Genomic DNA, 24,099 nt, shown 5'->3' with positions numbered 1-24,099 from the left:
ACGTGAAACGATTCCTCGCCGTCCTCCTCGCGCCCTTGCTGTCGCTGTTCGTGCTGGTCGCTCCGGCCCACGCCGCCGGGCCCAACCCGGTGGTGCTGTGGAACAGCAACGCGCAGCAGGCCATCTATGAAGTGGCCCGTCAGGCGCCCTATGTCGCTCCGCGCAGCTTCGCGATGGTGCACGGCGCCATCTATGACGCGGTCAACGCCATTGCCGGTACGCCGTACGAGCCGTACCTGGTCGCGCCGGCTGCACGCCGCAGCTTCTCCTCCGATGCGGCAGTAGGCGCGGCGGCTCACCGCGTTCTGCTTTCGCTGTTCCCTGCGCAGGCCGCGTCGCTCGACGAGATGTACAAGTCCTTCCTGGCGGGTATCCCGGACGGCCGCGGGAAAGCCGGCGGCATCGCCGTGGGTGAGCGGGCCGCCGATGCGATGATCGCCGCCCGGGCCGACGACGGCGCGTTCGCCTCCGCGAGCTGGAACGTGTCCACGGCGCCGGGCCAGTGGCGGCCCACCCCGCCGACGCTCGCCTCGGACGGGGCGTGGGTCGGGGACCTGAAACCGTTCGTGATCCGGCGCGGCGACCAGTTCCGCACCTCCGGGCCGCCCGCGCTGTCGTCGGCCGCGTATGCGCGCGATCTCAACGAGGTCAAGGCGATCGGCGCGGTCAACAGCACGGTTCGTACGGCTGACCAGACGCAAGCCGCGATCTGGTGGCACGATCGGCGGCTGACCGAGTGGGAGATCAAGCGCCAGGTGTCGGACCGGCAGGGCCTGAACACCTTGCAGGCGGCCCGGTTCTTCGCGATGGCCGAGATCGCCAACGCCGACTCGCTGATCGCGTGCTTCAACGAGAAGAAGCACTGGAACTTCTGGCGTCCGGTGACCGCGGTGCAGGAGGCGGCCTCGGACGGCAACCCGCGCACCACGGCCGACCCGGCCTGGATGCCGCTGCTGGTGACGCCGCCGTTCCCCGACTACACCTCCGGGCACACCTGCTCGACGTCGACGATCATGTACACGATGCGGGCGTACTTCGGTCGCGACGACATCCCGTTCTCGGCCTACAGCGCCGATTCCGCGACGACACGCTCGTTCCCCAGCTTCTCGGCCGCGCTGGACGAGGTGGTCGAGGCCCGCATCTGGGGCGGGGTGCACTACCGCAGCGCCGACGTCCAGGGCGTCAAGGTGGGCACAGGTGTGGCCAAGTACGTGCTGGCCCACGAATTCCGCCGGCGGTGAGTGTGATTCCGTAACTCGACGACATTGCCGGCCATCGGCTCGGCGCCCTGCATCGCGGGTGCCGAGCCGCAGTGCGCCGGCCCACGTCACCCTTTCCGCGCTGGGCGGCGCCGACCCGCTCGACGGCGTGAGCTTCTACGCCCGCGAAGAGCCGGTGCCGCACTGGCATCTGGTCGGCTACGGGATGAGCGATCTCTACGAGAAAGAGACCTCGGGCTGGGGCTTCGAGTTCACGTTCCGCGTCGCCCGAGCCGAACACGAGACCGAACCGCCGATGTGGGCGGCCAATCTGCTGCAGAATCTGGCCCGGTACGTGTATTCGAGCGGCAACTGGTTCGAGCCGGGCCACCACATGAACGCCAACGGCCCGATCCGCCAGGGCTACGAGACGGCGGTGACGGCGCTCGCCTTCGTCGAAGACCCGGAACTGGGAACCATCGACACACCCAACGGCGGGCTGCGCTTCCTGCAGGTTGTGGGCTTGACCGCCGACGAGTACGAGGCGGCGCGGCGCTGGAACACCAACGGGGTGCTCGGCCTGCTGTCGGCCCGCCAGCCGCTGCTGATCACCGACCTGAACCGGCCGTCGGCCACCGACGACCCCGAGGGGCAGGCCGCCACCGAAGAGGGCCGGACGCGCGACGGCTCCTCAACGGGCTGGCTGCTGGTCGGGGGCTTCACGTGCGCGTCGTCGCCGGCCGGCACGGTGCGCCTCACGATCAAGGAGATCACCGCGAAGATGGTGTCCGAGGCCGTTAGCGACCGGCTTCCGTACGGGCGGAGCCTGCTACTCGAAAGCGGTGAGCACAAAGTTCTGCTGAACAGCGCCGACACTCCGGCCGTCCGTCGCCCGGACGAGGGGCCGATCGAGCTCGACTTGCCGGCCCCTGCGGTAGCCGCCCTGATCGAAGCGACCGCCGTCGGCTCCCACCAGCTGCCCGGCGCCCCGGATGTCCTGGACGACATCGTCTGACGAGCATTTCTCCCGCGAGAGTGTGCCAACCACCGTGGGCCGAAGTCGCTTTGGAGACAACGACGGGCTTCCCCGTGACGGTCCGCCTACTTTGGCGGGCTCGTACACGGGGAGGGGAAGCAATGAGCAGAACATGGTTACGGCTCGCGCCGATCGCGGTGCTGGCGCCGGGGGTGCTGGCCGGGGCCACGCCGTCGCCGGCCGCGCCGACGGATCCGCCGGATGGTTCGCAGTATCCGCGGCCGGCGTTCGCGCTGCCGTTCAGCTGCGGCGAGACCTGGCGGCTGGAGACACGGGACAACCACAACCCGGAAGCGAAGAAGATCGACTTTTATCACGTCCGTGGCTACACCAGCGGGGGTCCGGTGCTCGCCAGTGCGGCCGGTGTGGTGACCGAACTGACGCCCGGCCTCGGCGGCGTGGAGATCGCGCACGGGAACCGCTGGTACACGCTGTCACTGCACATGAATGCGATCCAGGTCGGACTCGGCCAGCGGGTCGGCCGGGGTGAGGTCATCGGATACGTCGGCAACGTCGGCGTCGACGGACTGCGGCAAAAACATCACCTGCACTACGAGCAGGCCTTCGGCCGGGACGACACCGGCACCGTCGACTTCGACAGCGACGCGAACGGTCACCTCAGTGGAGACCGGCAGTTCCCGGTGCTGCAAGGAGTCGAGTACCGCCTGGACGCCGCGCAAAAGCCCGAGGTCACCAGCGTCAACGGCTGCCCGGGCGGGGGAGCGCCGGGCAATCTGACCGAGATGGGCAAGATGGCGACCGTCACCCAGCTGCAGATGTTCGTGCGCCGGGCCGGCGACAACGCCCTGGTCCAGCTCTGGAAGCAGGGCAGCTGGTCGTCGACGACCCTGCCGGACACCCGGTTGGCCGGGCCGCCGGTCGTGACTGCATTCCGGGACGGGATCAGCGTGATGTCCCGCGAGCACGACAACCGGGTGTCGGAGTGGCGGTACACCGTGCTGGGCGGATGGCGGAAAACGTACCTGAAGGGAAAGCTGTCCAGCTCGCCGGACGCGATCTATCGCCCGCAGGAGAACCGGCTCTACGTGGTCGGCCGGGGCACCGACAACCGGTTGTGGAACTGGCGGAGTGCCGGGAACGGCGTGTGGTCCGATCCGCAGCTCATCGACGCGCCGACCGCGATCGCGGGCACGCCCACGGTGGCACTGCACAACCGGCTGCTGCACGTGGTGGCCCGGACCGCCGACAACCGCATGTGGGAATGGTGGCGGGACGGGACGGGCAAGTGGGCCCGGCGTGATCTCGCGCCCGCCCGGACCAATGCCGACCCGCAGGCGCTGCCGTTCCGCGAAGAGCTCTGGACCTTCGTACGCGGCACGGACGGCCATCTGTGGCGGCTGCGGGCCACCGGAGGGGCGCCCAAAGGTGTGGCCTCCAAGTGGGAGTCGCCGACGCTCATCGACGGCTCGGTCGTCGTGGGCAGCGCGCCGGCGGCTGTGGTGTACCGGGGGCAGATGCACGTCGTCGTCCGGGCGCCCGACAACGCGATCCATCATTGGTGGGGCGACAAGTCCACGTTGCGCCACGAGAAGTTGCGGGGCGCGTTCACGGCCGATCCCAGCATCAGCGTCTTCGGCGACCAGCTGCACATAGCCGGCCGTGGCACCGACAACAAGCTCTACACCGTCTGGTACGACGGGAAGGCGTGGCGGACCACGGCCCACGGAGTCAGCCTCCCGGGGTGACCTCAGGGAACGGGATGGCGTCGGCGCTGTCGGCTGAGGGTTCGGCCGTTGGGGGAGGGCAGAGCTTGAGGGCCAGGCTGCCGAAGGCGTCGGGGAGCGTGGGCTGGTAGTTGTTGCACGAGACGACGCCGGTGGTGGCGGTGGACCAGCCGTGGAAGGTGCCGCGGATCGTGGGGTGGCAGCGGATCTCGAAGTCGGCGGCTACGCGATCGACTCCGGTGTAGACGATCATCTGTAATTCGGCGGGCGCGGCGATGCGCAGATCGGTCGGGATGGGCTCGGGGGAGTTCGCGCGTACCGGCGGGCCGGCGGTTTTCTGCAGCGAGGTGGCCAGGCGGTTGAGCCATTCAGCGGGCGCGTCGACGCCGGTGATGGAGGGCTTGTAGGGCTCGTCGATCAGCGTGGTCTCGCGGCCGCCGGTGAAGAGGGTGGCGTTGGTCAGCGTCGGGGTGGTGGTGCTGGGGGACCAGGTGAGGTGGTCGGCCGTGGGGTCGCAGCCGGCGGGGACGGCTGTGGTCGTCGCCGGCTGGCCGCAGCCGGCCGCCAGCACGAGCAGGGCCAGGGCCGCCGAACTCCTCATGATCACGATGGGGATCCTATGTGGTGCGCCGGAGGGCTTCGGCCAGGACGGCGGTTATGGCGGGCTCATCGACGACGGCTGTGGATTCACCCTCGTACTGGCGAAGGGCCTGACCGATGGCGGTGAGCGACTGGTTTTGTGTGAGGGCCCAACGCGCGGCGGCGGCCTTGGGGACGTGATGGCGTTCGGTGGCGAAGTGCCAGATGCGGCATGCCGTCAGGACCATGAACGCGGCGTGGGCGGTGTCGTCGGTCAGGCCCTGCCACGTGCGCAGCCAGTGGCGGCCGCGGGCGATCACCCACTCGGGCGGGATCGGCGCGAGGGTGATGTCGCCGGCCAGGATGCGGCCGTTCTGGCGGGCCATCGACAGCTCGGCCGGCAGGTCGGGCGCGGCGGGGAGGCGGCGTTCGACTTCGATGTCGGGCTCGGCCGGGTAACGCCCGACGTGCAGCTCGAGGGGCGGCGCGGGCGTGGGTGCGAGGGCGACGGCGGTCGTGATGACGTCCAGGTCGAGGCCGGCCGCTTCACCCAGGTCGGCGTCCCGCGCCAGCCGCACGACGGCGTCGGCCTGGTCGTCGGTCAGCGGCTCGTCGACGACCGCGAGCAGGTCGATGTCGCTCGCCCCGGCCCGGAAGCCGCCCGCCGCGAGCGAGCCATGCAGGATCAAGGCGCGGCAGTTCGGCCCTAGGACGTCCGCGATCGCTTTCATTCGGACAGGGCGCCGTGCAGGAAGACCTCGACCAGATCCGCTGTGGGGACGGTGGCGGTGGGGAAGCGGCTGCGGCCGAAGAACAGGCTGAGGAACGTGTCAGTGGCGGCTTCGGGGGTGAGGCGCAGGTGGTCGCGGTCGGGCTCGAAGAGCTCCAGGACGGCTTGGCGGGTGGCAGCTTGGGAGGTCTCGCGGCCGGCGGACATCCCGCGGGCCTGGGGGCTGTCGTGTGCCGGGCGGCGGGTGCCGGTGGCGCTCAGCGCGCCGATGACGGCGCCCATGCGGTTCAGGTAGGCGTCGAGCGCTTCGACGGCCTCGGTCAGGCGGGCGGCCAGCGGCTGGTCGAGCGAGATGGACTGCAGTTCGCTCAGGGTCTGCGCCGGGTCCAGGGCGGCGGCTATGCAGGCTTCCAGTACGGCGTTCTTGTCCTCGAAGACGCGGAAGATCGTGGCCTCGCCGATGCCGGCCGCCCGCGCGATCTTCGCCGTGGTCACGGCGGCCCCGAGCTCGGCCACCAGCGGCAGCGCGGCCCGCACTATCGTCTCCCGCCGTTGGTCGGCGGTCATGCCCGGCGCCCGGCGCCGTTCGGTGGGTGTCGTCATGCTCTCGACGGTACGGAGTGAGTGCTCACTCCGTCAAGGCCGGACGGCGCCGTGGGCCAGGTGCCGCCGGGCCGACCGCCGCTGAGGGGCGGCCGGCCCAGGAACGCGGTCAGTCGTTGTCGGTGACCTTCCAGCGCTGGAGGTTGTCGCCGGTGTTGCACGCGACCACATAGACCGTGAACGTGCTGCCGCCGGCGGGTTCGCCCAGGCACTTTCCGGTGTACGGGTTCTGCAGCAGCACGAAGCCGTTGGACGCGGGGAGCGCCCGCCACTTCTGGTTGGGGAACGTGGAGTTGCTGGCCATCAGGATGACGGGCTTGTTGACCCAGTCGACGCCGGTGTTGACCGTGAGCGCCCAGGCCGACCCGCTCACCGTGCTGCGGAACCGGAGAAGCCCGTCGCTGTCGTACGACCTCCGCCAGCCCTGCGAGGCGATCGGGCCGCCGTTGCCGGGACTGGGGTTCGGACCGGCGAAGGCGGCGTTGACGCCTTCGTAGTTGCCGTCCGCGCTCAGCGCCCAGTTGACCGCGTTGATGATGCGGAAGATGCCGTCGCCGGCCGTGGCCTGGGCGGCCGCGGCGGGTAGCAGCGCCACGGCGCAGGCGAGAGAAACGAGACCAGCGAGCATGGAACGTCGCACGGACAAAGCCAACTCCGATCGGTAGGTGATCATCGCCCCGGAGAGATCGTGCCCCATCGAGGAAGACTCACGGCGGTTCACTCATCAGCCCATGCCGGTGCGCCTTTTCAGGTCTAGCTGTGGGCGGGTGGGTTGTGCGCTCCGAGGTTGGCTGCGGGCCTTGACTCCGTACGCCAAGAAAGCTCAACCAAAACCAGCCGCAACCGATCGCAGGACCGACGGATTCGGGGTCTGGAACGCGCAACCCAGCGGCACCGGGACGGGCACTTGGCGTGCACCCGGCGACCTGGAATCTCTTCTCATGCCCGGCGGACAACGGCCGGACAACAGGGGGAGATTCGATGCTTCGTAAGACCGTGTACTCGCTGGCCGCACTCGTCGCCGGGGTCGGCGCCGCGTTCGCGACCGGCCCGGCCACGGCCCAGGCCGCCACCACGCCTGCCGCTGCGCCTGCCGCGCAGAAGTGCGTGACGGACGCGAAGCTGGTTCCGAGCTGCGGCGTGCTGTGGGGCGCCGCGGCGGGCGGGTTCACCAACCTGCCGCGCGACACCGAGCACAAGAACTGGGAGAAGCTGAGCGGACGCACCGCGACGATCTTCCACACCTACCACAAGGGTGACGAGAAGTTCCCGACCGCGGCCGAGATCGCCATGGTCCGCGACCCCGCCAAGCCGCGCGTGCTGCTGCTGAACTGGCGCGTCGAGTACGGCTCGACGTGGGGGAACGTGGCCGCCGGCAAGCTGGACGCGCGGATCGACGCGTTCGCGGCGCGGGTCAAGGCGACCATGCCCGAGAAGTTCTTCCTGGTGCTCAACCACGAGCCCGAGGACGACGTGAAGCCGGCCGCCGGTTCGGGCATGACGGCCAAGGACTTCGCCGCCTCGTACCGTCACGTGATCAAGCGGCTCAAGTCCAAGGGCCTGAACAACATGATCAACGTGGTCGCCTACATGGGCAACGAGAAGTGGATGGCCCAGTCGTGGTGGAAGGACCTCTACCCGGGCGACGACGTCGTGGACTGGATCGGCCTGGACTCGTACGTCAGCGCGGAGCAGAACTACTACCACGCCGGTGTGTTCGCCGACCTGCTCGACCGTAAGGCCAAGGGCGGCGAGGGCTTCTACTCGTGGGCGACCACCAAGCACGCCTCGAAGCCGCTGATGGTTGCCGAGTGGGGCGCCTACCACCGCATCGGCCAGGTCGTGGACAAGGCCAAGCAGTTCAACAGCGTGCTGCCCGAGCTGGCCAAGCGGCCCAAGGTGAAGGCGATCGTCTACTTCGACACGAAGAAGGACCTGTTCGGCGACCGCGACATCAGCATCGACAGCGCGCCGTCGAGCCTGGCCGCTTTCCGCAAGCTCGCCGCCAGCCCGAAGTTCAACGTGCAGATCAAGCTCAAGTAAGTCTCTGACGCCCGGTGGTGCATCCGCGCCACCGGGCGTTTCAGTCTTCGTGCAGGACTGTCGTGCCGGGGAACCAGCCCGAGACGTCGGCCAGCCGGCCCCGCCAGAACGAGCCGGCGTTGGGCATGTTCGTGTTGCGCAGGTGGATGTAGCGGGTCGGCGCCATCAGGGCGGTGTGCTGGCGATGGCTCACCTCGCCGCCGGTGTCGCGGATCTTGACGGCGGCGTGGGCCAGGTCGGACTGCTCCTTGACGTGCTCGGCGGTGCCGACGTAGAAGGCGTCCTCGTGGTCGTTCAGCTCGCTCACCTCGGCGAACCACTGCCACTCGGGGATGAGCTCGCCGCTGATCAGCTGGCCGTGCACGCTGAGGCTGAGCGGCACCCCGGGATTGACGGGTTCGGTGAGCCGGTCCATCTGGGCTACGTACGTGGCGAGCACGCTGTCCGGCTCGGCCCAGTCGATCCGGTCGGCGGCCCCGTTGAGATCCACAGGGCCGACTCTAGGGTCAGCGGGCGGCCGCGCGGGCGGTAACGGCCGAGTTGATCACGCCGGCCAGGTAGGCGGCATCGGTGGCGCTCTTCAGCTGGTGAGTGCGGTCGCGACCGGTCAGCGTCACCGTGTTGTAGCGGCCGGGCGTGGCGGACTCGATCTCTTCCCACGGCACGAACAGCGAGCCGAACGGGCGCCGGTAATGAAGGCCGTCGGACTTCAGGCGTACGCCGAACGAGCCGAGCGCCGAATACCAGCTCAGCCCGACCGCCAAGGGCCAAATTATGAGGTACGCCGTTTCGAGCGCGGCGATGTCCCGGTGCGCGCGCAGGTCGCCGATGCTGTCGCCCACGAGCCCGGTGGCCAGCAGCGTCAGGCCGGCCGCGATCAGAACGGGGGCGGGGTTGCCGACGGTGGCCAGCTCGCCCGGCCGTTCGACCATCTGCCGCGGGTGGTGGTTGAGAGCGACGGTGGCGGTGACGAGCAGCCCCAGATACAGCACGATCGTGACCGCGAAGAGCAGGGCGCTGAGCGGGTCGGGGGCCAGGCTGATCCCGGCCACGAGCAGCAGCGCGACGACGAGCGAGCCGAGCAACAACGGCAGCCGGCGCTCGACGGCCAGCGCGAACAGGCGGCTCACGTCGTCCGGGCCGCGCGCCACGCGGCCGCCTTGCGCTTGGGGGCGCGGGCCAGCCAGGCGTCCTGGATGATCTCGGCCAGTTCGGCCCGGCTCAGCCGGCCGATGTTGCGGGCCAGCAACAGGACGGCGTTGTAGCCGTTCCAGTGCGGGGTGGTGAAGAACGGGGTGGACTCGTCCTGCACCAGGGCCAGCTTGTCGCCCTCGGACTCGACGTGGAAGGCGATCACATCGGGGTAGCGCTCGCCGGTCTCGGGGTCGAACGCGTCCTTGCGGGGCTCGCGGAAGAAGACGAACGCCTTGCCGCCGACCGAGAAGCCGGGGCGGTCGCCGGTGCCGCCGACCTCGACGTCGGGCAGGGCGGTGGCCAGCTCGTGGATGTCCTCGACCCGAGCGGGCCGATCGTCTGGACTGGACATGCCGACAGCCTAGTGGAGGTGGGCACGCCGTCGGGGGCCCGGACTTTGTCGCGGCTCGGGGCTTCGTCGTCGGCCTGGCTTGGCCGCGTGTCCGGGCTTCATCGTGGCCTGGCTTTGTCGCGGGGCCGGTGTTTCAGGCGCCGAACCAGGACAGGGAGCGGCCGTGGCCCTCGGTCCAAGCCAGGGGCTTGCCGTCCAGGGCGAGCACGTTCTTGTGGCGGCCGTCGGGCGGCGGGGCGGGCAGTCCGGCGTACTCGATGGTGCCGGGGTCCTCGGCCGACAGCCAGTGGACCGGCAGCGTGCCGATCAGCTTGACGAAGGCGCGGCGGCGGTTCTCCGGCACCTGGTAGAGCACCGACGTGTGGAAGACGACCCGGGTGGCGTCGGCCGGCGCCTCGGCGAGCAGGGCCGGCAGGTCGTCGACCAGGTCGCCGCGGATCAGCCGGGGCGGGTCGGCGGCCGCGATGGCTGCCGCCTGCCGGAAGCGCTCGCGGCGGTGGTCGTGCTCGGGCCAGATCAGAGCCTCGAGCCAGCCGCGGTCGCCGGGGTCGGTGATGTCGAGCGGGTTCAGGTCGATGCCGGCCCGCCACACGATCTCGGGCAGGGCGGTGGGCGGGGTCAGGCCGGTCGCGTCGCAGTCGAGTTCGGGGCCGGACGAGCCGAGCGTCGTGTCGCCGTACCGGTAGCGGTACTTGTCGGGATAGAGGTTCAGCCCCGCCGAAGCGCCGACCTCGATCAGCGCCAGCGGCTGGGGGAGTGCGGCCAACACGGGCAGCAGAAGCGCGGATCGGCCGATCTCGTTCGTTTGAGTTGCACGAACGCGCAGTTCCGCCGACACCCGCGGCCACTCCGCGACGACAAACGCGCGGAATCGCTCATAGTCGTGCACCGGACCGCTCAGCCATTGCACGACCGCGAACAGGAGATTGGGCTGTCGTTTCGGTGGCGGCACCGTCTCGAGCAGGGCGAGCAGTTCGTCGTCGCGGGCGACACCCAACGACAGCCGCTCGTAGGTGGGGAAGACGCCGCGCGCCTGCCGTTCGGCGAAGTCGACATACCAGTCAGCTGCGGTCATGGCGGCATGATCTCACGGGAGAAATACTGCCCGACGTGCAAACTTGCTCAATGCGCAGCTTTGATGGATGCTTGGCGCAAGCAACGGCGTGACGAGGACGGACGAGATGGAAGACGTGCTGGCGTCCCAGCTGCTGGAGCTGTCCCAGCTCATCCGCAAGGCCCGGCAACAGTGGCTGCGCGAACGGCCCGACGTGCCGATCGGCACGGTCAGCATCCTCAAGCTGATCGACGAGATCGGCACGGCCGCCGACGGCTGCTGCCACGCCAAGGACCTGGCCGAGCGGTCGGGGCTCGACCCGTCCACGGTCAGCCGGGCGGTCGCCGCCGCGGTCGGGCAGGGGCTGGTCGAGCGGGGCGTCGACAGCACCGACCGACGGGCGTCGACGCTTTCGCTCACTCCGGCCGGACATGAACTGCTCGTTGCGGCCAATGCATGGTTCGGCGCGCTCATCGGGCACGCCCTGGCCGACTGGCCGGAGGACGAGGTCGAGCGCGTCAGCGGTGCGCTCGGACGATTCTCGGTCGCGTTGTCCGCCGTACTGGAAAAATCGCACAACCTGGAGGCCGCGCGATGAGCGCACCCACCACCTCGTCGGCGTCCGCGCCGGCGGCGGAGGACATGTCCCATCGGCAGATCCTCGAGGCCCTGAGCGGCCTGCTGCTGGTGCTGTTTGTCGCGCTGCTGAGCAGCACTGTTGTCTCGACGGCGCTGCCGAAGATCATCGGAGCGCTCGAGGGCAGCCAGACCCAGTACACCTGGGTGGTCACGGCGACCCTGCTCAGCGCCACCGCGACCACCCCGATCTGGGGCAAGCTGGCCGACCTGTTCAGCAAGAAACTGCTGGTCCAGATCGCCATCGTGATCTTCGCGCTGGGCTCGGTGATCGCCGGCTTCAGCCAGACGGCGGGGCAGCTGATCGCGGCCCGCGCGTTCCAGGGCATCGGCGTCGGCGGTCTGCAGGCGCTGGTCCAGGTCGTGATCGCCGCGATGATCCCGCCGCGCGAGCGTGGGCGGTACAACGGCTACCTCGGCGGCGTGATGGCGCTGGCCACGGTGGGCGGGCCGCTGCTGGGCGGGTTGATCGTCGACACGTCGTGGCTGGGCTGGCGGTGGTGCTTCTTCGTGGGCGTGCCGTTCGCCATCATCGCGCTGGTCCTGCTGCAGCTCACTTTGCACGTTCACACCGAGCGCCGGGAGTCGGTGAAGATCGACTACCTGGGCGCCGGGCTGATCGCGGCCGGGGTGAGCGTTCTGCTCATCTGGGTGTCGTTCGTCGACGGAACATTCGCGTGGCTGTCGTGGCAGACGTACACGATGGTCGGCGGTGCGCTCGTGTTGCTCGTTCTTGCCGTACTGGTCGAAAAGCGTGCAGCCGAGCCGGTCGTTCCGCTCGAGATCGTGCGCGAACGCACAACGGCGTTGTCCATTGTTGCCAGTTTGGCGGTCGGCATGGCCATGTTCGGCGGCGCGGTGTTCCTCGGCCAGTACTTCCAGATCGGCCGCGGCTACAGCCCGACCGAGGCCGGCCTGCTGACGATTCCGCTGATGGCGGGCGTGCTGCTGTCGTCGATCATCGTCGGGCGGATCATCACCCGCACCGGCACGATCAAGCCGTACATCATCGCCGGCCTGGTCGTGCTGCTCGCCGGCTTCGCGGTGCTGAGCACGATCGACCACGAGACCTCGCTGGTGTTCGTCGGCTTCGGCATGCTGCTGGTCGGCCTCGGCGTCGGCGCGAGCATGCAGAACCTGGTGCTAGCCGTGCAGAACACGGTGCCGCTGCGCAACATCGGCGCGGCGTCGTCCACGGTGGCGTTCTTCCGCTCGATGGGCGGCGCGATCGGCGTCTCGGTGCTGGGCGCGGTGCTGGCCCGGCGCGTCACCGACCAGATCACCCACGACCTGGCCGCAGCCGGCTTCCCCACCTCAGGCGACAGCGGCGGCGGAAGCCTCAACGTGGCGGCGCTGCCCGAGGCCGTGCAGCACATCGTGCGAGCCGCCTACGGCGACGCGACCGGCCACATCTTCTTGATCTCAGCGGCCATCGCCGTCGTCGGCCTGGTGGCGTCGATCTTCCTACCGCGGACTTCGCTGCGCTCGAGCCTCGACCTGCCGGCCCGCGAGAAGGAGCCAGTCGACCTCGAAAGCTGAGCGACGCTGACCGACGCCGACCGGTTCCCGACTGCGAAAGCTGAGCGGTCCTGGTCGGTGGAGCTGGACGGTTCTCGACTGCGAGAGCGAGCGGCCCCGGCGGCCGAGCCGGGCGGTCGTCGCCCGTCTGGGCTGGTCGAACGCACTTGAAACTACGAGCCATCGGGTGCACACCGCACCGGTGATCAGGATTGAAGCGATGCCACAGAACGTGCGCTGCCCCGGCCAACGCGGCCGGGGCAGCGGCGTCTGTGGTCCCGCACTCACCCGGCGCCCGGCCCCGGCCGGGCGCAGGGCGGCGGCGTGTGGTCCGGCATCCCAATCGACGCCTGGCAGGCGCGTGCGTCTGGCTCGAGCCGGGCGTGGGGCAGCGGCGTGGTGGTCCCACCACTCGGCGCCCGGCAGGCGCGTGCGCCCGGTTCCGGTCGGGTGTGGGGCGGCGGCGTTCGACTCGGGCCGGGTGGAGGGCGGCGGTGTGTGGTCCCGCACCCGTCGGCATTTGGCAAGCGCGTGCGCTCGGCTCCCGGTCGGGTGGGGCGGCGGCGTTCGACTCGGGCCGGACGTAGGGCAGCGATGTGTGTGGGGGGCCCGCGCCCACTCGGCGCCTGGCAGGCGCCTGCGTCCGGCTCCGGCTGGGCGCGTAGGGCGGCGCCGCCCGGCGGTCGCCCGCTGTGAGTCGGTAGGCGGGCGGCCGTGGCGCATGTGCTCGTGTGCGCGCGTAGCTTGCGTCGGCTGAACTCCCGGTTCGGTGTGCGCTCGATGGCTCGTACAAGAGGAAGCCGGAACAAACGCACGCAGCTTTGCCGGTCAGAGTTGCCGGGGGCCGGCGGTCAGACGGTGAGCTTGCCGCGCATTTCGATGGCTATCTGGTCGGCGTCGAGGTTGGCCAGGGCGCCGGCCAGGACTTCGGCGTCGAAGGTGCCGTTGTCGCGGGCGTCAAGCAAAGCCGTGCGCTGGGCGCTGAGGACGGCCAGGCGGTGCGTCTTCGAGGCCTCGAAGTCGGCTGTTGTCGGGTGGCCGTCGTGGGGTGGCGGTTCGGGGATGGACTCGGCGCTTGCGCGCAACAGGCTGAAGATGTTCGTTCGCTCAGTTTCGGCCTGTTGGTTGAGCGTTTGTTGGTCGATTCTTGGCGTTATGCGGCGCAGCAGGGGGCCGATCGTGCCGCCTTGGACAAGAAGCGACATCAAAGCGACGGTAAACGCAATGATCACCAGGACGGATCGCTGCGGGGTGTCCTCGGGCAGCGTCTGCGCGGCGGCCACGGTGACCGCGCCGCGCATGCCGGCCCAGACCACCGCCGTGCCCTCGCGCCAGCCCAGCGGCTCGCGCAGGAAGTACTCGGTGTCGGCGACCAGGCGAGTCAGGCGGACGGCGAACCGGTCCAGGTCGGCCTCGGAGACCTTGCGGCGCCGCAGGTTCACTTCGTCGTACGTCTCCTGCTTGCCCTCGGGCGTGCTCATGCGCTGCTGCATGCCTTGCAAGCGGTCCTGCATTCGCTCACGTTGACGCGCACGAGCGGACAGAAAAGCGAGCAATGGAGCGACATACCCTGCACGAACGAGCACGGTCAGCACCAAAGCGCCGGCCGAAACGAGCAACGCCGAACCGATGCCGGCGTGATCGTTCTGCACGTTCGTGACGATCGCCTTGATCTGCAGCCCCATTGTCAGGAACACCGCGCCCTCGAGCACCAACTCGACCGTCCGCCAGTTCTGCGAGTCGGACAGGCGGTTCTGGGCCGAGAGATCGCGGGGCGCCCGGATGCCGGTGACCAGGCCGGCCACCACCGCCGCGACCAGGCCGGAGCCGCCGAGCAGCCCGGCCGGCACGGAGGCGGCGAACGGCACCGCGAACGAGATGACCGTGTTGACGGTCGAGTCGGTGACCCGCCGGCGGATCATCAGGTTGAGCCGCCCGACCAGCCAGCCCACGACCAGCGCAACGATCACCGAGTAGGCGAAGGTGCCGACCGCGCCCCAGAACTCGAACGACGCCGCGGTGGCGACGATGGCCGTGCGCAGCAGCACGAGCGCGGTGGCGTCGTTGAGCAGACTTTCGCCGTCGAGCATGGCCACGACCCGGCGTGACACCGACGTCTGCTTGATGATCGACGTCGCCACGGCGTCGGTCGGGCTGATGATCGCGCCCAGGGCGACGCCCCAGGCAAACCCCAGATCCGGCACGACCGTCGCGAAGAACACACCCAGCACGAGCGCGCTGCTGACCACGAGCACAACCGACAGGCCGCTGATCGCGCCGAACTCGCGCCGGAAGTTCATGGCCGGCATCGACACCGCCGACGAGTAGAGCAGCGGCGGCAGCACGCCCTCGAGGATCCATTCCGGCTCGATGTGGGCCGCCTCGAACACCGGCAGGAAGCTCGCCGCGACGCCGATCGCCACCAGCACCAGCGGCGCCGCGATCCCCAGGCGCGGGCCGACAAGAGTGGCGCCGGCGATCACCAGGAGGCCGGTCACGATCACGACGAGCAGTTCGGTCACCTGCTCAGCCTGGCAGTCACCTCAGCTCGAGGACGGCGAACTGCACGTTCGGCTCGCGTACGGTGTCGGTCCGCACGAAACCGCAGCGTTCGAGCACTCGAATGGACGCTTTGTTGCTCACATCGGCGGTTGCGTGCAGCGGCCGGTGCTTCTCGACCTCCAGGTAAAGAGTGAGCGCCCGGGTGCCCACCCCACGCCCCCAGAACCGCTCGCCCAGCCAGTAGCCGACCTCACGCCGCCCGTCCTGCCACCACGAGACCACGTTGCCCGCGACCGCGCCGTCGGCCAGCACCGTCCGGGCGCCCACCTGCGGATCGGCGAGGATCCGGGTGATCCAGTGCGTGACGAACTCGGGCCGGTCGCGGGCGGGGAAGTTGGCCCGCCGCTGCGCCTCCGGCTCCTGCTCGTGGCGGAAGAAGTCATCGATGTCGGTGATCCGGACGGGCCGCAGGCGCACCTCGACATCAGACATGCCGCGAGTGTGACAGGTGACCGCATTGAGGCAGCTCACACGCGAATCGAGGTTCGTGCCGGACATTCGTGGGCACCCCCGGTGAACTCTGGGGGGAGTTGAGCCGGGTGACGATCTACGAGACGGTTTCGGAGCCGCGGGGCGGTTTGCCGATCGACAATGTCGTCTGCGCGGACAGTCTGTGCCGCGCTTTGTTGTCCACGGTGTCGGGAACGGTCGGCGGCTGGGTGGCGCGCACGCCGCTGCTAGGCCGCCGGGGGCAGTTGCCGCCGGGGCGCCGGCATTTCGAGCTGGCCCGTGACGCGTACGCGGAAGCAGTTCCGCACGACGCGGTGAGCCTGATCGACGCCGACGCGATCGCCGAGTGGGTTGTCGGGCACTACCGGGAGGCCGAGTATCCGGCGGTGCTGCTCGGCTCCCCGCACGGCTCGGCGGCTCACCTGGCGGTGGCACTCGGGGCGGCCTGGCTGCCGACAAGCGTCCCGGTGACGGTGACCTGGCCGGGCGGCTCGCCGGGGGACTGGCCGGGCGCGCTCGAGTGGGGCGCCGACCTGGCGCGCGCCATAAACGCGCAGAACCCGTCCATCACTGTGCGCCAAGTGCACGATCCTTTGCGAAGTGGTCCGTTGTGCGGGGCAACTGTGCGTTTCCACCTGCGTTGGACGACGCTTCCGGACGCCTATGAACGTTTCCTGCGCACTCGGCTCGCACCCGACGGCAGCACGCTGCTGACCCGCGATCTGCGCACCTGGCCGGTGACCGCGGTGACGGCCCGGCACGGATTCCAGGTCGGCAGCCCGGTCGCCGGCGGCAGCCCCGAGGACTACTCGCTCGCCAATCCCGAGTTCCGCCGCGTGCTCGAAACGCTCGGCGCCGCCTCGTGGCCCGAACTCGACCCCGACACGCCGCCCCGCTATGCCGAACGTTCGGGCGAGCCGTCGCTCGGCGTCGACCTCGGCCGGCTGGGGCACGACTCGCACCGGCTGCTCTACGCGCGCCCGGAGACGCTCAGCGCGTGGGTGGCCGACCTGTTGCGCGAATGGCGCGCGGAAGTGAGCGATCGTTGCGTGATCGAGTGCGGTCGTCTGCTCGACCCGTGGCTGGCCCGGGCCGGCGGTCTGGTGCCGTACTGGACGGAGTCGGCCGCCGCCGCGACGGTCGAGGCGGCCGAGATGTGGCTGGCCGGCAGCGACAGCTTCGACGCGGTGACCGTGCTGCCCGAGCCGCCGGGCCACATCGGGAGCCGGATAGCGCCGCTGTCGCAGTGGCGGGCGCTGGCCTCCTTCGGGCGCCGGCGCGAGCCGATGGACCGGTTCGCGGCCAGCCGCTATCCGATGCTGCCGGTCGCCACCGGGCACGCGACGCGCATGCTCGCGGGTACGGCGCTGCGACCGCTGCCGGCTGCCATGCCCATGGCGTACGCGCTGGAACGTTTGCGGCAGTCCGGCTCGTCGCTCGGGATGCTGTTCACATAGCGTTGCGCTGCTCGGCGTGCCCGCCGTCGATGCCGTCACGCAGCGGCAGGTGCAGCGTGCCGCCACGCTCGATCGGCGTGATGCCGGTCAGCCCCTGCCGCTCGGCCCGCGTCACGAAGTCGGCCAGCGGGGACTTCATCACCTGGTAGTCGTCGAAGTGGATCGGCACGGTCAGCGCGGGCCGGATCAGCTGCGCCACGTCGACGCCCTGGCGGTCGTCCATCGTCAGCAGCATGCCGGCCAGCCGCGTGCCGCCCAGGTGGATCAGCATGGCGTCCATCTCGCCGAAACGCCGCGGGATCTGTTCCAGCGCGTCGTGCACCAGCGTGTCGCCGGTGATGTACAGCCGCAGCGCCAGCCGCCCGTCGACCTCGAGTTCGACGACCGAGCCCATGACGTCGGGCAGCAGACGGTCGACCAGGCCAGGACCATGCTTTCCCGGTACGGCGGTCACGCGCAGCCTCTGCCGGTCGCGGCTCCACTCGAAGCACTCCCACGTGGGCAGGCCGCGCACCGCGAGGTAACGCTTGCGCCGAAGCTTGCGGGAGGCCGCCGGCGTGGTCAGGATCGGCAGCGTGGGCTCGATCCACTTGCGCGCGGCCGCGTCGAAGTGGTCGCCGTGCAGGTGCGACAGCACCATCCCGTCGATGGCGGCGCCCTGCAGCGCGTCAAGAACAGGGTCGCGCAGGCGTTTCGTCCACGCGCCGTAGCCCAGGTAGACCCGGCTGCCGGCCGGCCCGAAAGCCGGATCGGTCAGCAGCGTGAACTGCCCGAGCCGCAGCAGGGTCGTGGCGTTGCCGATGAAGGTGATGCTGGCGTTCATCGAAGTCTCCGGCCTGTGCGAGGAGGCGAACGACTACCCGGCCAGCACCGGTTCAATCACGTTCGTCCGAATCGTCGGACGGCCGCTCTGCCAGGTGTCCAGGATCGAACCGGCCCACAGCGAGTCGACGGCCAGGGCAGCGCGCGCCCCGAACAGAACGTCACCGGCCAGCGCGGGTTCGGCCGCCGCGAACGAACCGCACAAGTCGTGCGCGGCGATCTGCTCGTGCACGGCGTCCGCCTCGACGTGCTCGTCGTAGAAGGCCGTGGCGTCGGCGTCCCCGCCCAGCCGGCGCAGCCCGTTGGCGTACGACCGATTCGGCAGCGAGGACGTCATCTCGTACGCCGCCAAATGCCCGAGAATCATGCCGCGGCGCTTGCGGTGCAGCCCGAACAGCGACATCAGGTTGTTCACCGCGAGCGTCGGCGCGCCCACCGAATCGACGTAGGCGCCGTAGGTGAGATCAAGATCGAACCAGCTCATCGTCCGTTTGAAGAGCTCCTGGTGCATGCGTCGCTCGATGCCGCCGCCGTACTCGTCGGTCTGAATCTCGACGAGCGCCGCCTTGGCCCGGCCGCCGATCCGTGGCAACGCCCACGAGTGCGGGTCCGCCTCACGCAGGTGATAGACCGAGCGGTGCATGACAAATTCGCGAAATTGCTCGTACGTGGCACGGCCGCGCAGATAGCCGGAGAGCCCGGGCCCGTCGTCCTCTTCCACGATTTGCGCCAGCCGCTCCGGCACCTCGGCCGGGTCCACGGCCTCCGGCTCGCCCACCAGCTCGCGCAGGGTGCCCAGGAACCGGTTCTCGGCCGCGGTGCGCAACCGCAGCATGCCGGGGTCCCACTCCCAGCAGTCGTCGACGCCGTCCCAGCCGCGGTAGGCCAGCTCGTAACAGACGAAAAGGGTCAGGTGCAGGTCTTCGTCGCTGTCGAAGCGGGCGAAGGCGGGCAGTTTCGCGGCGCGGCCGCCGAGCACGTCGATCAGGGCGGCGGAGACCCGCCCGCGGGCGGCAGGAAGTTGCATGACCGCAAGCTTCCCGAATCTTGGGCACGTAAACGGGCTGTTTCAAGCGCAGCTCACGGGGCATTCGGGCCGCCATGACCTCCTCGATCGTGCCTTACCCGGACGGCCCCCTGATCGTCCGCGGCGACTTCGAACTGCTGACCCCGGACGGCGAGACGATCGACCCGGGCCGCGGCACGATCGCCCTGTGCCGCTGCGGCAAGTCCGCCGCCAAGCCGTTCTGCGACGGCACCCACAAGGCCATCAAGTTCCACGCCGAAGCCGGCCGCGAGACGCCGGTGCCCCGCACGTAGTTGTCCGTTTACGGCCTGGGGAGTGACCGTTTGAGCGATCGAACTGAGCGTTTGTTGTCGCCTTATGCGCGTTGCGCTCGCCGGAGTGAGCGTTGACGTCCGCAGGGTGAGCGTTTGCCGTCGATTTGAGCGTTGGCGTTCGCGGGACTGCGCGCTTCTGGCGCGTAGTGAGCGTTACGGCGTGGGGAGTGAGCGTTTGAGCACTTTGCCGGTCGTGTTGCGCGGTAGCTCGGGGAGGAAGACGACGTCGCGGGGGACGCTGAAGCGGGCTCGGTGATGGCGTACGTGGTCGCGGACCTCGTCGGCGGTCAGCTTGGCGTCGTCGCGGAGGACGACGTAGGCGGCCAGGCGTTGGCCGTACTTGTCGTCGGGGACGCCGATGACGGCCACCTCGCGAACGTCGGGCAGGTCGGCCAGCAGGTTCTCGACCTCGGAGGGGAAGACGTTCTCGCCGCCGGAGACGATCATGTCGTCCTGGCGGCCGTCGACGAATACGCGGCCGGCCTCGTCGAGGTGGCCGAGGTCGCCGATCGACAGCAAGCCGTCGCGTCGTTCCTGCGCGGCGCCGTTCGTGTAGCCCTCGAACAGCATCTCGTTGCCGACGAACAACCGTCCTGTGGTGCCGGTCGGCACTGGGCGGCCGTCGTCGTCGAGCGCGACTACCACCGTGCCGTGGGGTGGGCGGCCGGCCGTGCCGGGAGCGGCTCGCATGTCGGCCGGTGTGGCGATCGACGCCCACGAGGCCTCGGTCGAGCCGTACAGGTTGTAGAGAATGTCGCCGTAGCGGTCCATGAAACGGTCGGCCAGTCCGCCGGGGAGCGCCGAACCGCTCACCGCGACGACCGTCAGCGGCACCGGGCGATAGGGCTGCTCCATGATCTGCTGAATCATGACGGGTACGGCGATCAGGGCCGAGCAGTTGTGCTCGGCGATCGTTTCGAGGGCGTCCGCAGGTTCGAAGCGGCGGCGCAGTACGACCGTCGCGCGCAGGGCGAGTGCGATCTGCAGCCCGGCGTACGCCCAGGTGTGAAAGAGCGGCCCGGCGATGTGCATTCGTGCACCTGCGCGCAACGGAATGCGGTCGATGATCGAGCAGAGCGGGCTGAAACCGCTGGGTGTGGGTCGCTGAGCGCCCTTCGGGGTGCCGGTCGTTCCTGAAGTGAGCACGATCGTGCGCCCAGGCTTGGCCGGCGGCGATGACAATCCGGTCGTTGCCGTCGGCTCACCGCCATTCGTGAACAGCTCCACCGGCATCGCCGGCTTGCCGCTCGCCGACGCCACGGTGGAAGGTCCGCTCGGTCCGCCTGGTGTGGTGGTTTCGCCGTCCGCGGCTGCTTCGCCGTTCGCCGGCGCCACGGTGGAAGGTTCGCTCGGTGCGCCTGGTGTGGTGGTCTCGCCGTCCGCGGCTGCTTCGCCGTTCGCCGGCGCCACGGTGGAAGGTTCGCTCGGTGCGCCTGGTGTGGTGGTTTCGCCGTCCGCGGCTGCCTCGCAGGTCGATGACGCGTCGGTGGTGGATTTTCCTGATGTTGTCGTCTCGCCGGCTGCCGTTGTTCCGGCGGTGAATGAAGCGCCGGTGGTCGTGGGTGTTCCGTCTGATGTCGTTTCGCTGGGTGCAGGCCGGCTGACGTTCACTGGCGGGCGGCTGTTCGGCGCGGGGGTGGTGCAGTAGGCGGGCACGCCGGGTGGGGGTGTGAACTCGGCGTCGTGGATGAGGGCGGCCAGCTGCTGGTCGCGGACCACGTCGGCCAGCTGGGGGCCGGACAGGCCGGTGTTGATGAGGACCGGGTTGGCGCCGCGGGTGGCCGCGCCGATCAGGGCCACGACCATGCGGGCCGAGTTCCGGCAGAGGAGTCCGACGCGGGCGCCGGGCTCGACGGGCAGCGCGGCGGCCAGGCGGGAGGACTGGTCGAGGAGTTCGGCGTACGTCAGGGAACGCTCTTCATCGATTATCGCGGTGCGTCCGGGGTCGCGGGCGGTGGCCTGGCGCAGCTCGCCGGCCAGGCCGAAGCCCCACGCGTGCAGGGCGGCGAACTGGCGCAGCACGCGCGGCGGCGAGCCGGGGCTGAGCAGGCCGCGCCGGGCCATCGTGCGCAGGACGAACGCCGCGCCGGGCATCAGCGGATCTGCCGTCCGGTTATCGCCCGCGAGATGACCAGGCGCTGGATCTCGGACGTGCCCTCGAAGATCGTGTAGATCTTGGCGTCCCGGAACATGCGCTCGACCGGGTGGTCCCGCAGGTAGCCCGCCCCGCCGAGGATCTGCACCGCCTTCTCCGTCACCGCCACCGCCACCTCTCCCGCCTTGAGCTTGGACGTCGAACCCTCGCCGGCCGTGAACGGGCGGTCGTTGCGGCCCATCCAGGCGGCCCGCCACACCAGCAGCCGGGCGGCGTCGATCTCGGTGCGCATGTCGGCCAGCGCGAACGCGATCGCCTGGTTCTCCACAATGGGCCGGCCGAACTGCACGCGATTCTGAGCGTAGTCGAGCGAATACTCGTACGCTGCCCGCGCGATACCGAGCGCTTGTGCACCAACCGCCGGTCGGGACAGTTCGAAAGTGCGCATTGATGCTTGCCCGGATGCGCGTTTGCCTTCGCGGGCGCGCGCGAGACGTGCATCCAACGCCTCCTTGCCGCCGAGCAGGCAACTTCCCGGCACGCGTACGTCGTCGAGGAAGACGTCCGCCGTGTGCGAGGCGCGCAATCCGAGCTTGCGCAGTTTCTTCGTGGCGGCCAGGCCGGGTGTTCCGGGCGGCACGATGAAGGCGGCCTGACCGCGCGAACCGAGCGACGGATCGATCGAAGCTGTCACAACATGCACGTTTGCGATGCCGCCGTTGGTCGCGTACGCCTTCTGCCCGTTCAGCACCCACTCGTCGGACGCCTCGTCGTAAACCGCACGAGTGCGCATGGCGGCCACATCGGAGCCGGCCTCGGGCTCGGTCGAGCAGAACGCGCCCACTTTGGGGTCGGCCTCGTCGCCGAAGCACTGCGGCACCCACTCGACCAGTTGGTCGGGTGTGCCGGAGCCGTAGATGGCGGCCACCGCCAACGACGTGCCGGACAACGCCATCCCGATGCCGCCGTCACCCCAGAACAGTTCCTCGTTGACGACCGGCAGCGACAGCCCGCTCATGTCGGACCAGGTGTTCACCAGGAACTCGAACCCGTACAGGCCGATCTTCGCCGCCTCCTGCAGAATCGGCCACGGGGTTTCCTCACGCTCGTCCCACTCGGCCGCGGCCGGGCGGATCACGCTCTCGGCGAACCCGTGCACCCACTCCCGCAGGTCGGTCTGTTCCTCGTTGAGATCGAGCCAGAACTCCATGCGACGCCCTTCGTGGAAACCAGTGCCGCCCCCGCTGCCGGCGATCCGCCGCGAACCAACGAGGGCCGGGATTTACTGGCCGGTAACGTTACGCAGGCGTAACTTGCCCCGCAAGATGCGGCTTCCGCCCGAACAGCGCGAATCGGCCGTCGTCGTAAGCTAAAGAGACGGTCGCGGGCAGCAGGATCGGCCGCTGAAAACGAACTTCCACTGTGTACGCGTCGGGCAGCCGGCCCTCGAGCGCGGCGAGGCAGCGGGCGACGCTCCACATGCCGTGCGCGATCGGCCGCGGAAACCCGAACAGCCGCGCCCCGATCCGAGACGTGTGGATGGGATTGCGGTCGCCGCTCACCGCCGCATAGTCCCCACCGACCCGCGCCGGCACACGCCACACCGCACTCGGCTCCGCGCCGCCCTCAGAACCGGATAACCCATCTGTGGACAGCGACTCGCCGTCGAAGCCTGTGGATGACGGCGATGCGCCGGCGGGGCCTGTGGACAGCGGCGCGCGACTCGGGTCTGTGGACGGCCGCGCGCCATCAGGACCTGAGGACGACGACGCGCTGCCGGCACCTGTGGACGGCGTTGCGTCGACCGGTCCTGTGGACGACCTCGCGTTACCGGTAGCGGTGGACGGCGCAGCGCCGGCGGCGGCTGTGGAGGGCGATGCGCTGGCCGGGCCTGTGGACGGTGATGCGCTGGCCGGGCCTGTGGACGGAGGCGTGCTGGCCGAGGCTGTGGACGGGGGCCTGCCGGGGGCTGTGGATGGGGATTTGTTGCTGGAGCGGGAGAGGTATGTCGAGACACTTGTCCACACCGGCTCGCCGTTTACTGTGGCGGTGGCTTGGATGTTTACCTGGCGGCCGCGGTCGTGGGGGCGCAGGTTGGTGGCTCGGACGGACAGGTCGTATGGCGTTTCGGCGGTGAGTGGGCGGTGCACCGTCGCGGTGTTGGCGATGTGGACCAGGCCGATTGCGGGGAAGGGGAAGTTCGGCGCGGTGAGGATTCGCATGGCCATGGGGAATGCCAGCACGTGCGGGTAGGTGGCCGGGAGATTGTCGCTCAGGCGGAAACCGCAGACCCGGTCGTATGCGGCCAGGTGGTCCCGGTCGACGAGCACGCCGGCCTGTTCCAATTCCAGCTCGGGCAACGTCTCGGGGCGGCGGCGCGGTAGCAGCCCCAGCGCGGCTCGCATGGTGTTCCCTCGCAAATCGCCCGGTTCGACCTGCATTTCCTCACGCTCCCCAGCCGGCTCGGCCGCAGACCCGCGAACTCGTCACGCTCGCCGGGTGCTCGTGCCTCAGGTCCGCAGGATCTCACGCTCACAACGGACTTGCGCGGGGCTTCACACTCCGGTCGCGGAGGTCGCGGAGGTCGCGGAGGTCGCGGAGGTCGCGGAGGTCGCGGAGGTCGCGGAGGTCGCGGAGGTCGCGGAGGTCGCGGAGGTCGCGGAGGCCCGTGGAGGCCCGTGGAGGCCCGTGGAGGTCGCGGAGGCCCGTGGAGGTCGCGGAGGCCCGTGGAGGTCGCGGAGGC

The 24,099-nt window shown here is 69.8% G+C and carries 23 protein-coding genes; 8 read left to right on the top strand and 15 right to left on the bottom strand.

The features are described 5' to 3' along the window. Nucleotides 1-2 precede the first annotated feature (2 nt). From OWR29_RS23545 to OWR29_RS23535, 3 genes are all read left to right on the top strand, one after another. Nucleotides 3-1,241, top strand: a complete 1,239-nt coding sequence (locus OWR29_RS23545; protein ID WP_267565353.1) for a vanadium-dependent haloperoxidase — start codon at nt 3-5, stop codon at nt 1,239-1,241. A gap of 58 nt (nt 1,242-1,299) precedes the next feature. Further along, the gene (locus OWR29_RS23540) at nt 1,300-2,214 is read left to right on the top strand and encodes a suppressor of fused domain protein (RefSeq protein ID WP_267565352.1); all 915 of its coding nucleotides are present in this window, start codon (nt 1,300-1,302) and stop codon (nt 2,212-2,214) included. A gap of 122 nt (nt 2,215-2,336) precedes the next feature. After that, the gene (locus OWR29_RS23535; RefSeq protein ID WP_267565351.1) at nt 2,337-3,941 is read left to right on the top strand and encodes a DUF8189 domain-containing protein; all 1,605 of its coding nucleotides are present in this window, start codon (nt 2,337-2,339) and stop codon (nt 3,939-3,941) included. Here OWR29_RS23535 and OWR29_RS23530 read toward each other — a convergent pair. The 4 genes from OWR29_RS23530 to OWR29_RS23515 all read right to left on the bottom strand — a co-directional run bounded on the left by OWR29_RS23530 (nt 3,925) and on the right by OWR29_RS23515 (nt 6,472). Beyond that, nucleotides 3,925-4,527: a hypothetical protein gene (locus tag OWR29_RS23530; protein WP_267565349.1), complete on the bottom strand. Its 603-nt coding sequence runs from the start codon at nt 4,525-4,527 to the stop codon at nt 3,925-3,927. The two genes, OWR29_RS23535 and OWR29_RS23530, sit on opposite strands and share 17 nt — an antisense overlap. Before the next feature lie 10 nt (nt 4,528-4,537). Continuing rightward, nucleotides 4,538-5,230, bottom strand: coding sequence for an aminoglycoside adenylyltransferase domain-containing protein (locus OWR29_RS23525; RefSeq protein WP_267565348.1), 693 nt, complete (start codon nt 5,228-5,230; stop codon nt 4,538-4,540). Continuing rightward, nucleotides 5,227-5,832: a TetR/AcrR family transcriptional regulator gene (locus OWR29_RS23520; protein WP_267565347.1), complete on the bottom strand. Its 606-nt coding sequence runs from the start codon at nt 5,830-5,832 to the stop codon at nt 5,227-5,229. Before OWR29_RS23520 ends, OWR29_RS23525 begins: the two co-directional genes overlap by 4 nt. 109 nt (nt 5,833-5,941) lie before the next feature. Continuing rightward, complete coding sequence (locus OWR29_RS23515) at nt 5,942-6,472, bottom strand: RICIN domain-containing protein (protein WP_267565346.1); 531 nt, start codon at nt 6,470-6,472, stop codon at nt 5,942-5,944. A 341-nt stretch (nt 6,473-6,813) separates the two neighbouring features. On the opposite strand from OWR29_RS23515, the gene OWR29_RS23510 reads away from it, so the two are divergent. After that, nucleotides 6,814-7,875: a glycoside hydrolase family 26 protein gene (locus tag OWR29_RS23510; RefSeq protein WP_267565344.1), complete on the top strand. Its 1,062-nt coding sequence runs from the start codon at nt 6,814-6,816 to the stop codon at nt 7,873-7,875. A gap of 40 nt (nt 7,876-7,915) precedes the next feature. Here the strand turns inward: OWR29_RS23510 and OWR29_RS23505 are convergent, their stop codons facing one another. The 4 genes from OWR29_RS23505 to OWR29_RS23490 form a co-directional block, all read right to left on the bottom strand. Beyond that, the gene (locus tag OWR29_RS23505; RefSeq protein ID WP_267565342.1) at nt 7,916-8,365 is read right to left on the bottom strand and encodes a GvpU-like protein; all 450 of its coding nucleotides are present in this window, start codon (nt 8,363-8,365) and stop codon (nt 7,916-7,918) included. Between the two features lie 16 nt (nt 8,366-8,381). Then, nucleotides 8,382-9,026, bottom strand: coding sequence for a PH domain-containing protein (locus OWR29_RS23500; RefSeq protein WP_267565341.1), 645 nt, complete (start codon nt 9,024-9,026; stop codon nt 8,382-8,384). Beyond that, on the bottom strand, nt 9,002-9,421 hold the full coding sequence (locus OWR29_RS23495; protein ID WP_267565339.1) for an MmcQ/YjbR family DNA-binding protein: 420 nt from the start codon (nt 9,419-9,421) through the stop codon (nt 9,002-9,004). The genes OWR29_RS23500 and OWR29_RS23495 overlap by 25 nt, the downstream gene beginning before the upstream one ends. Nucleotides 9,422-9,554: 133 nt before the next feature. After that, on the bottom strand, nt 9,555-10,496 hold the full coding sequence (locus tag OWR29_RS23490) for a DUF2332 domain-containing protein (RefSeq protein ID WP_267565337.1): 942 nt from the start codon (nt 10,494-10,496) through the stop codon (nt 9,555-9,557). Nucleotides 10,497-10,584: 88 nt separating this feature from the next. Here OWR29_RS23490 and OWR29_RS23485 point away from each other — a divergent pair, with 88 nt between their 5' ends. Both OWR29_RS23485 and OWR29_RS23480 read left to right on the top strand, forming a co-directional pair. After that, a complete protein-coding gene (locus OWR29_RS23485) occupies nt 10,585-11,073 on the top strand; it encodes a MarR family winged helix-turn-helix transcriptional regulator (RefSeq protein ID WP_267565336.1) in 489 nt (162 codons plus the stop codon). Then, the gene (locus tag OWR29_RS23480) at nt 11,070-12,650 is read left to right on the top strand and encodes an MDR family MFS transporter (RefSeq protein ID WP_267565335.1); all 1,581 of its coding nucleotides are present in this window, start codon (nt 11,070-11,072) and stop codon (nt 12,648-12,650) included. Before OWR29_RS23485 ends, OWR29_RS23480 begins: the two co-directional genes overlap by 4 nt. Before the next feature lie 830 nt (nt 12,651-13,480). Here OWR29_RS23480 and OWR29_RS23475 read toward each other — a convergent pair. Continuing rightward, nucleotides 13,481-15,151 (bottom strand): cation:proton antiporter, encoded by a 1,671-nt coding sequence (locus OWR29_RS23475; protein ID WP_267565333.1) that lies wholly within the window; start codon nt 15,149-15,151, stop codon nt 13,481-13,483. A gap of 16 nt (nt 15,152-15,167) precedes the next feature. Next, nucleotides 15,168-15,623 carry a GNAT family N-acetyltransferase gene (locus tag OWR29_RS23470; protein ID WP_267565332.1) on the bottom strand — a complete coding sequence of 152 codons (456 nt, stop codon included), beginning with the start codon at nt 15,621-15,623 and terminating at the stop codon, nt 15,168-15,170. Between the two features lie 107 nt (nt 15,624-15,730). Between OWR29_RS23470 and OWR29_RS23465 the strand changes: the two genes are divergently transcribed. Next, nucleotides 15,731-17,098: a hypothetical protein gene (locus OWR29_RS23465; RefSeq protein WP_267565330.1), complete on the top strand. Its 1,368-nt coding sequence runs from the start codon at nt 15,731-15,733 to the stop codon at nt 17,096-17,098. Here the strand turns inward: OWR29_RS23465 and OWR29_RS23460 are convergent. Further along, nucleotides 17,091-17,921 carry an MBL fold metallo-hydrolase gene (locus OWR29_RS23460; RefSeq protein ID WP_267565329.1) on the bottom strand — a complete coding sequence of 277 codons (831 nt, stop codon included), beginning with the start codon at nt 17,919-17,921 and terminating at the stop codon, nt 17,091-17,093. The genes OWR29_RS23465 and OWR29_RS23460 overlap by 8 nt on opposite strands. Nucleotides 17,922-17,954: 33 nt before the next feature. Beyond that, complete coding sequence (locus OWR29_RS23455) at nt 17,955-18,947, bottom strand: iron-containing redox enzyme family protein (RefSeq protein ID WP_267565327.1); 993 nt, start codon at nt 18,945-18,947, stop codon at nt 17,955-17,957. A 74-nt stretch (nt 18,948-19,021) separates the two neighbouring features. Between OWR29_RS23455 and OWR29_RS23450 the strand changes: the two genes are divergently transcribed. Then, on the top strand, nt 19,022-19,240 hold the full coding sequence (locus tag OWR29_RS23450; protein WP_267565325.1) for a CDGSH iron-sulfur domain-containing protein: 219 nt from the start codon (nt 19,022-19,024) through the stop codon (nt 19,238-19,240). Between the two features lie 174 nt (nt 19,241-19,414). Here OWR29_RS23450 and OWR29_RS23445 read toward each other — a convergent pair whose 3' ends face one another. The 3 genes from OWR29_RS23445 to OWR29_RS48305 all read right to left on the bottom strand — a co-directional run bounded on the left by OWR29_RS23445 (nt 19,415) and on the right by OWR29_RS48305 (nt 23,797). After that, nucleotides 19,415-21,355, bottom strand: coding sequence for an AMP-binding protein (locus tag OWR29_RS23445; RefSeq protein WP_267565324.1), 1,941 nt, complete (start codon nt 21,353-21,355; stop codon nt 19,415-19,417). Continuing rightward, on the bottom strand, nt 21,355-22,566 hold the full coding sequence (locus OWR29_RS23440; RefSeq protein ID WP_267565323.1) for an acyl-CoA dehydrogenase family protein: 1,212 nt from the start codon (nt 22,564-22,566) through the stop codon (nt 21,355-21,357). Before OWR29_RS23440 ends, OWR29_RS23445 begins: the two co-directional genes overlap by 1 nt. A gap of 88 nt (nt 22,567-22,654) precedes the next feature. Further along, a complete protein-coding gene (locus tag OWR29_RS48305; protein WP_438872643.1) occupies nt 22,655-23,797 on the bottom strand; it encodes a MaoC family dehydratase in 1,143 nt (380 codons plus the stop codon). Between the last annotated feature and the right edge of the window lie 302 nt (nt 23,798-24,099).

The sequence above is a fragment of the Paractinoplanes pyxinae genome (genome assembly GCF_026626335.1).
In the GTDB taxonomy this organism is placed as follows: Bacteria; Actinomycetota; Actinomycetes; order Mycobacteriales; family Micromonosporaceae; genus Actinoplanes; species Actinoplanes pyxinae.
This window is presented reverse-complemented; position numbering and strand designations above follow the sequence as displayed.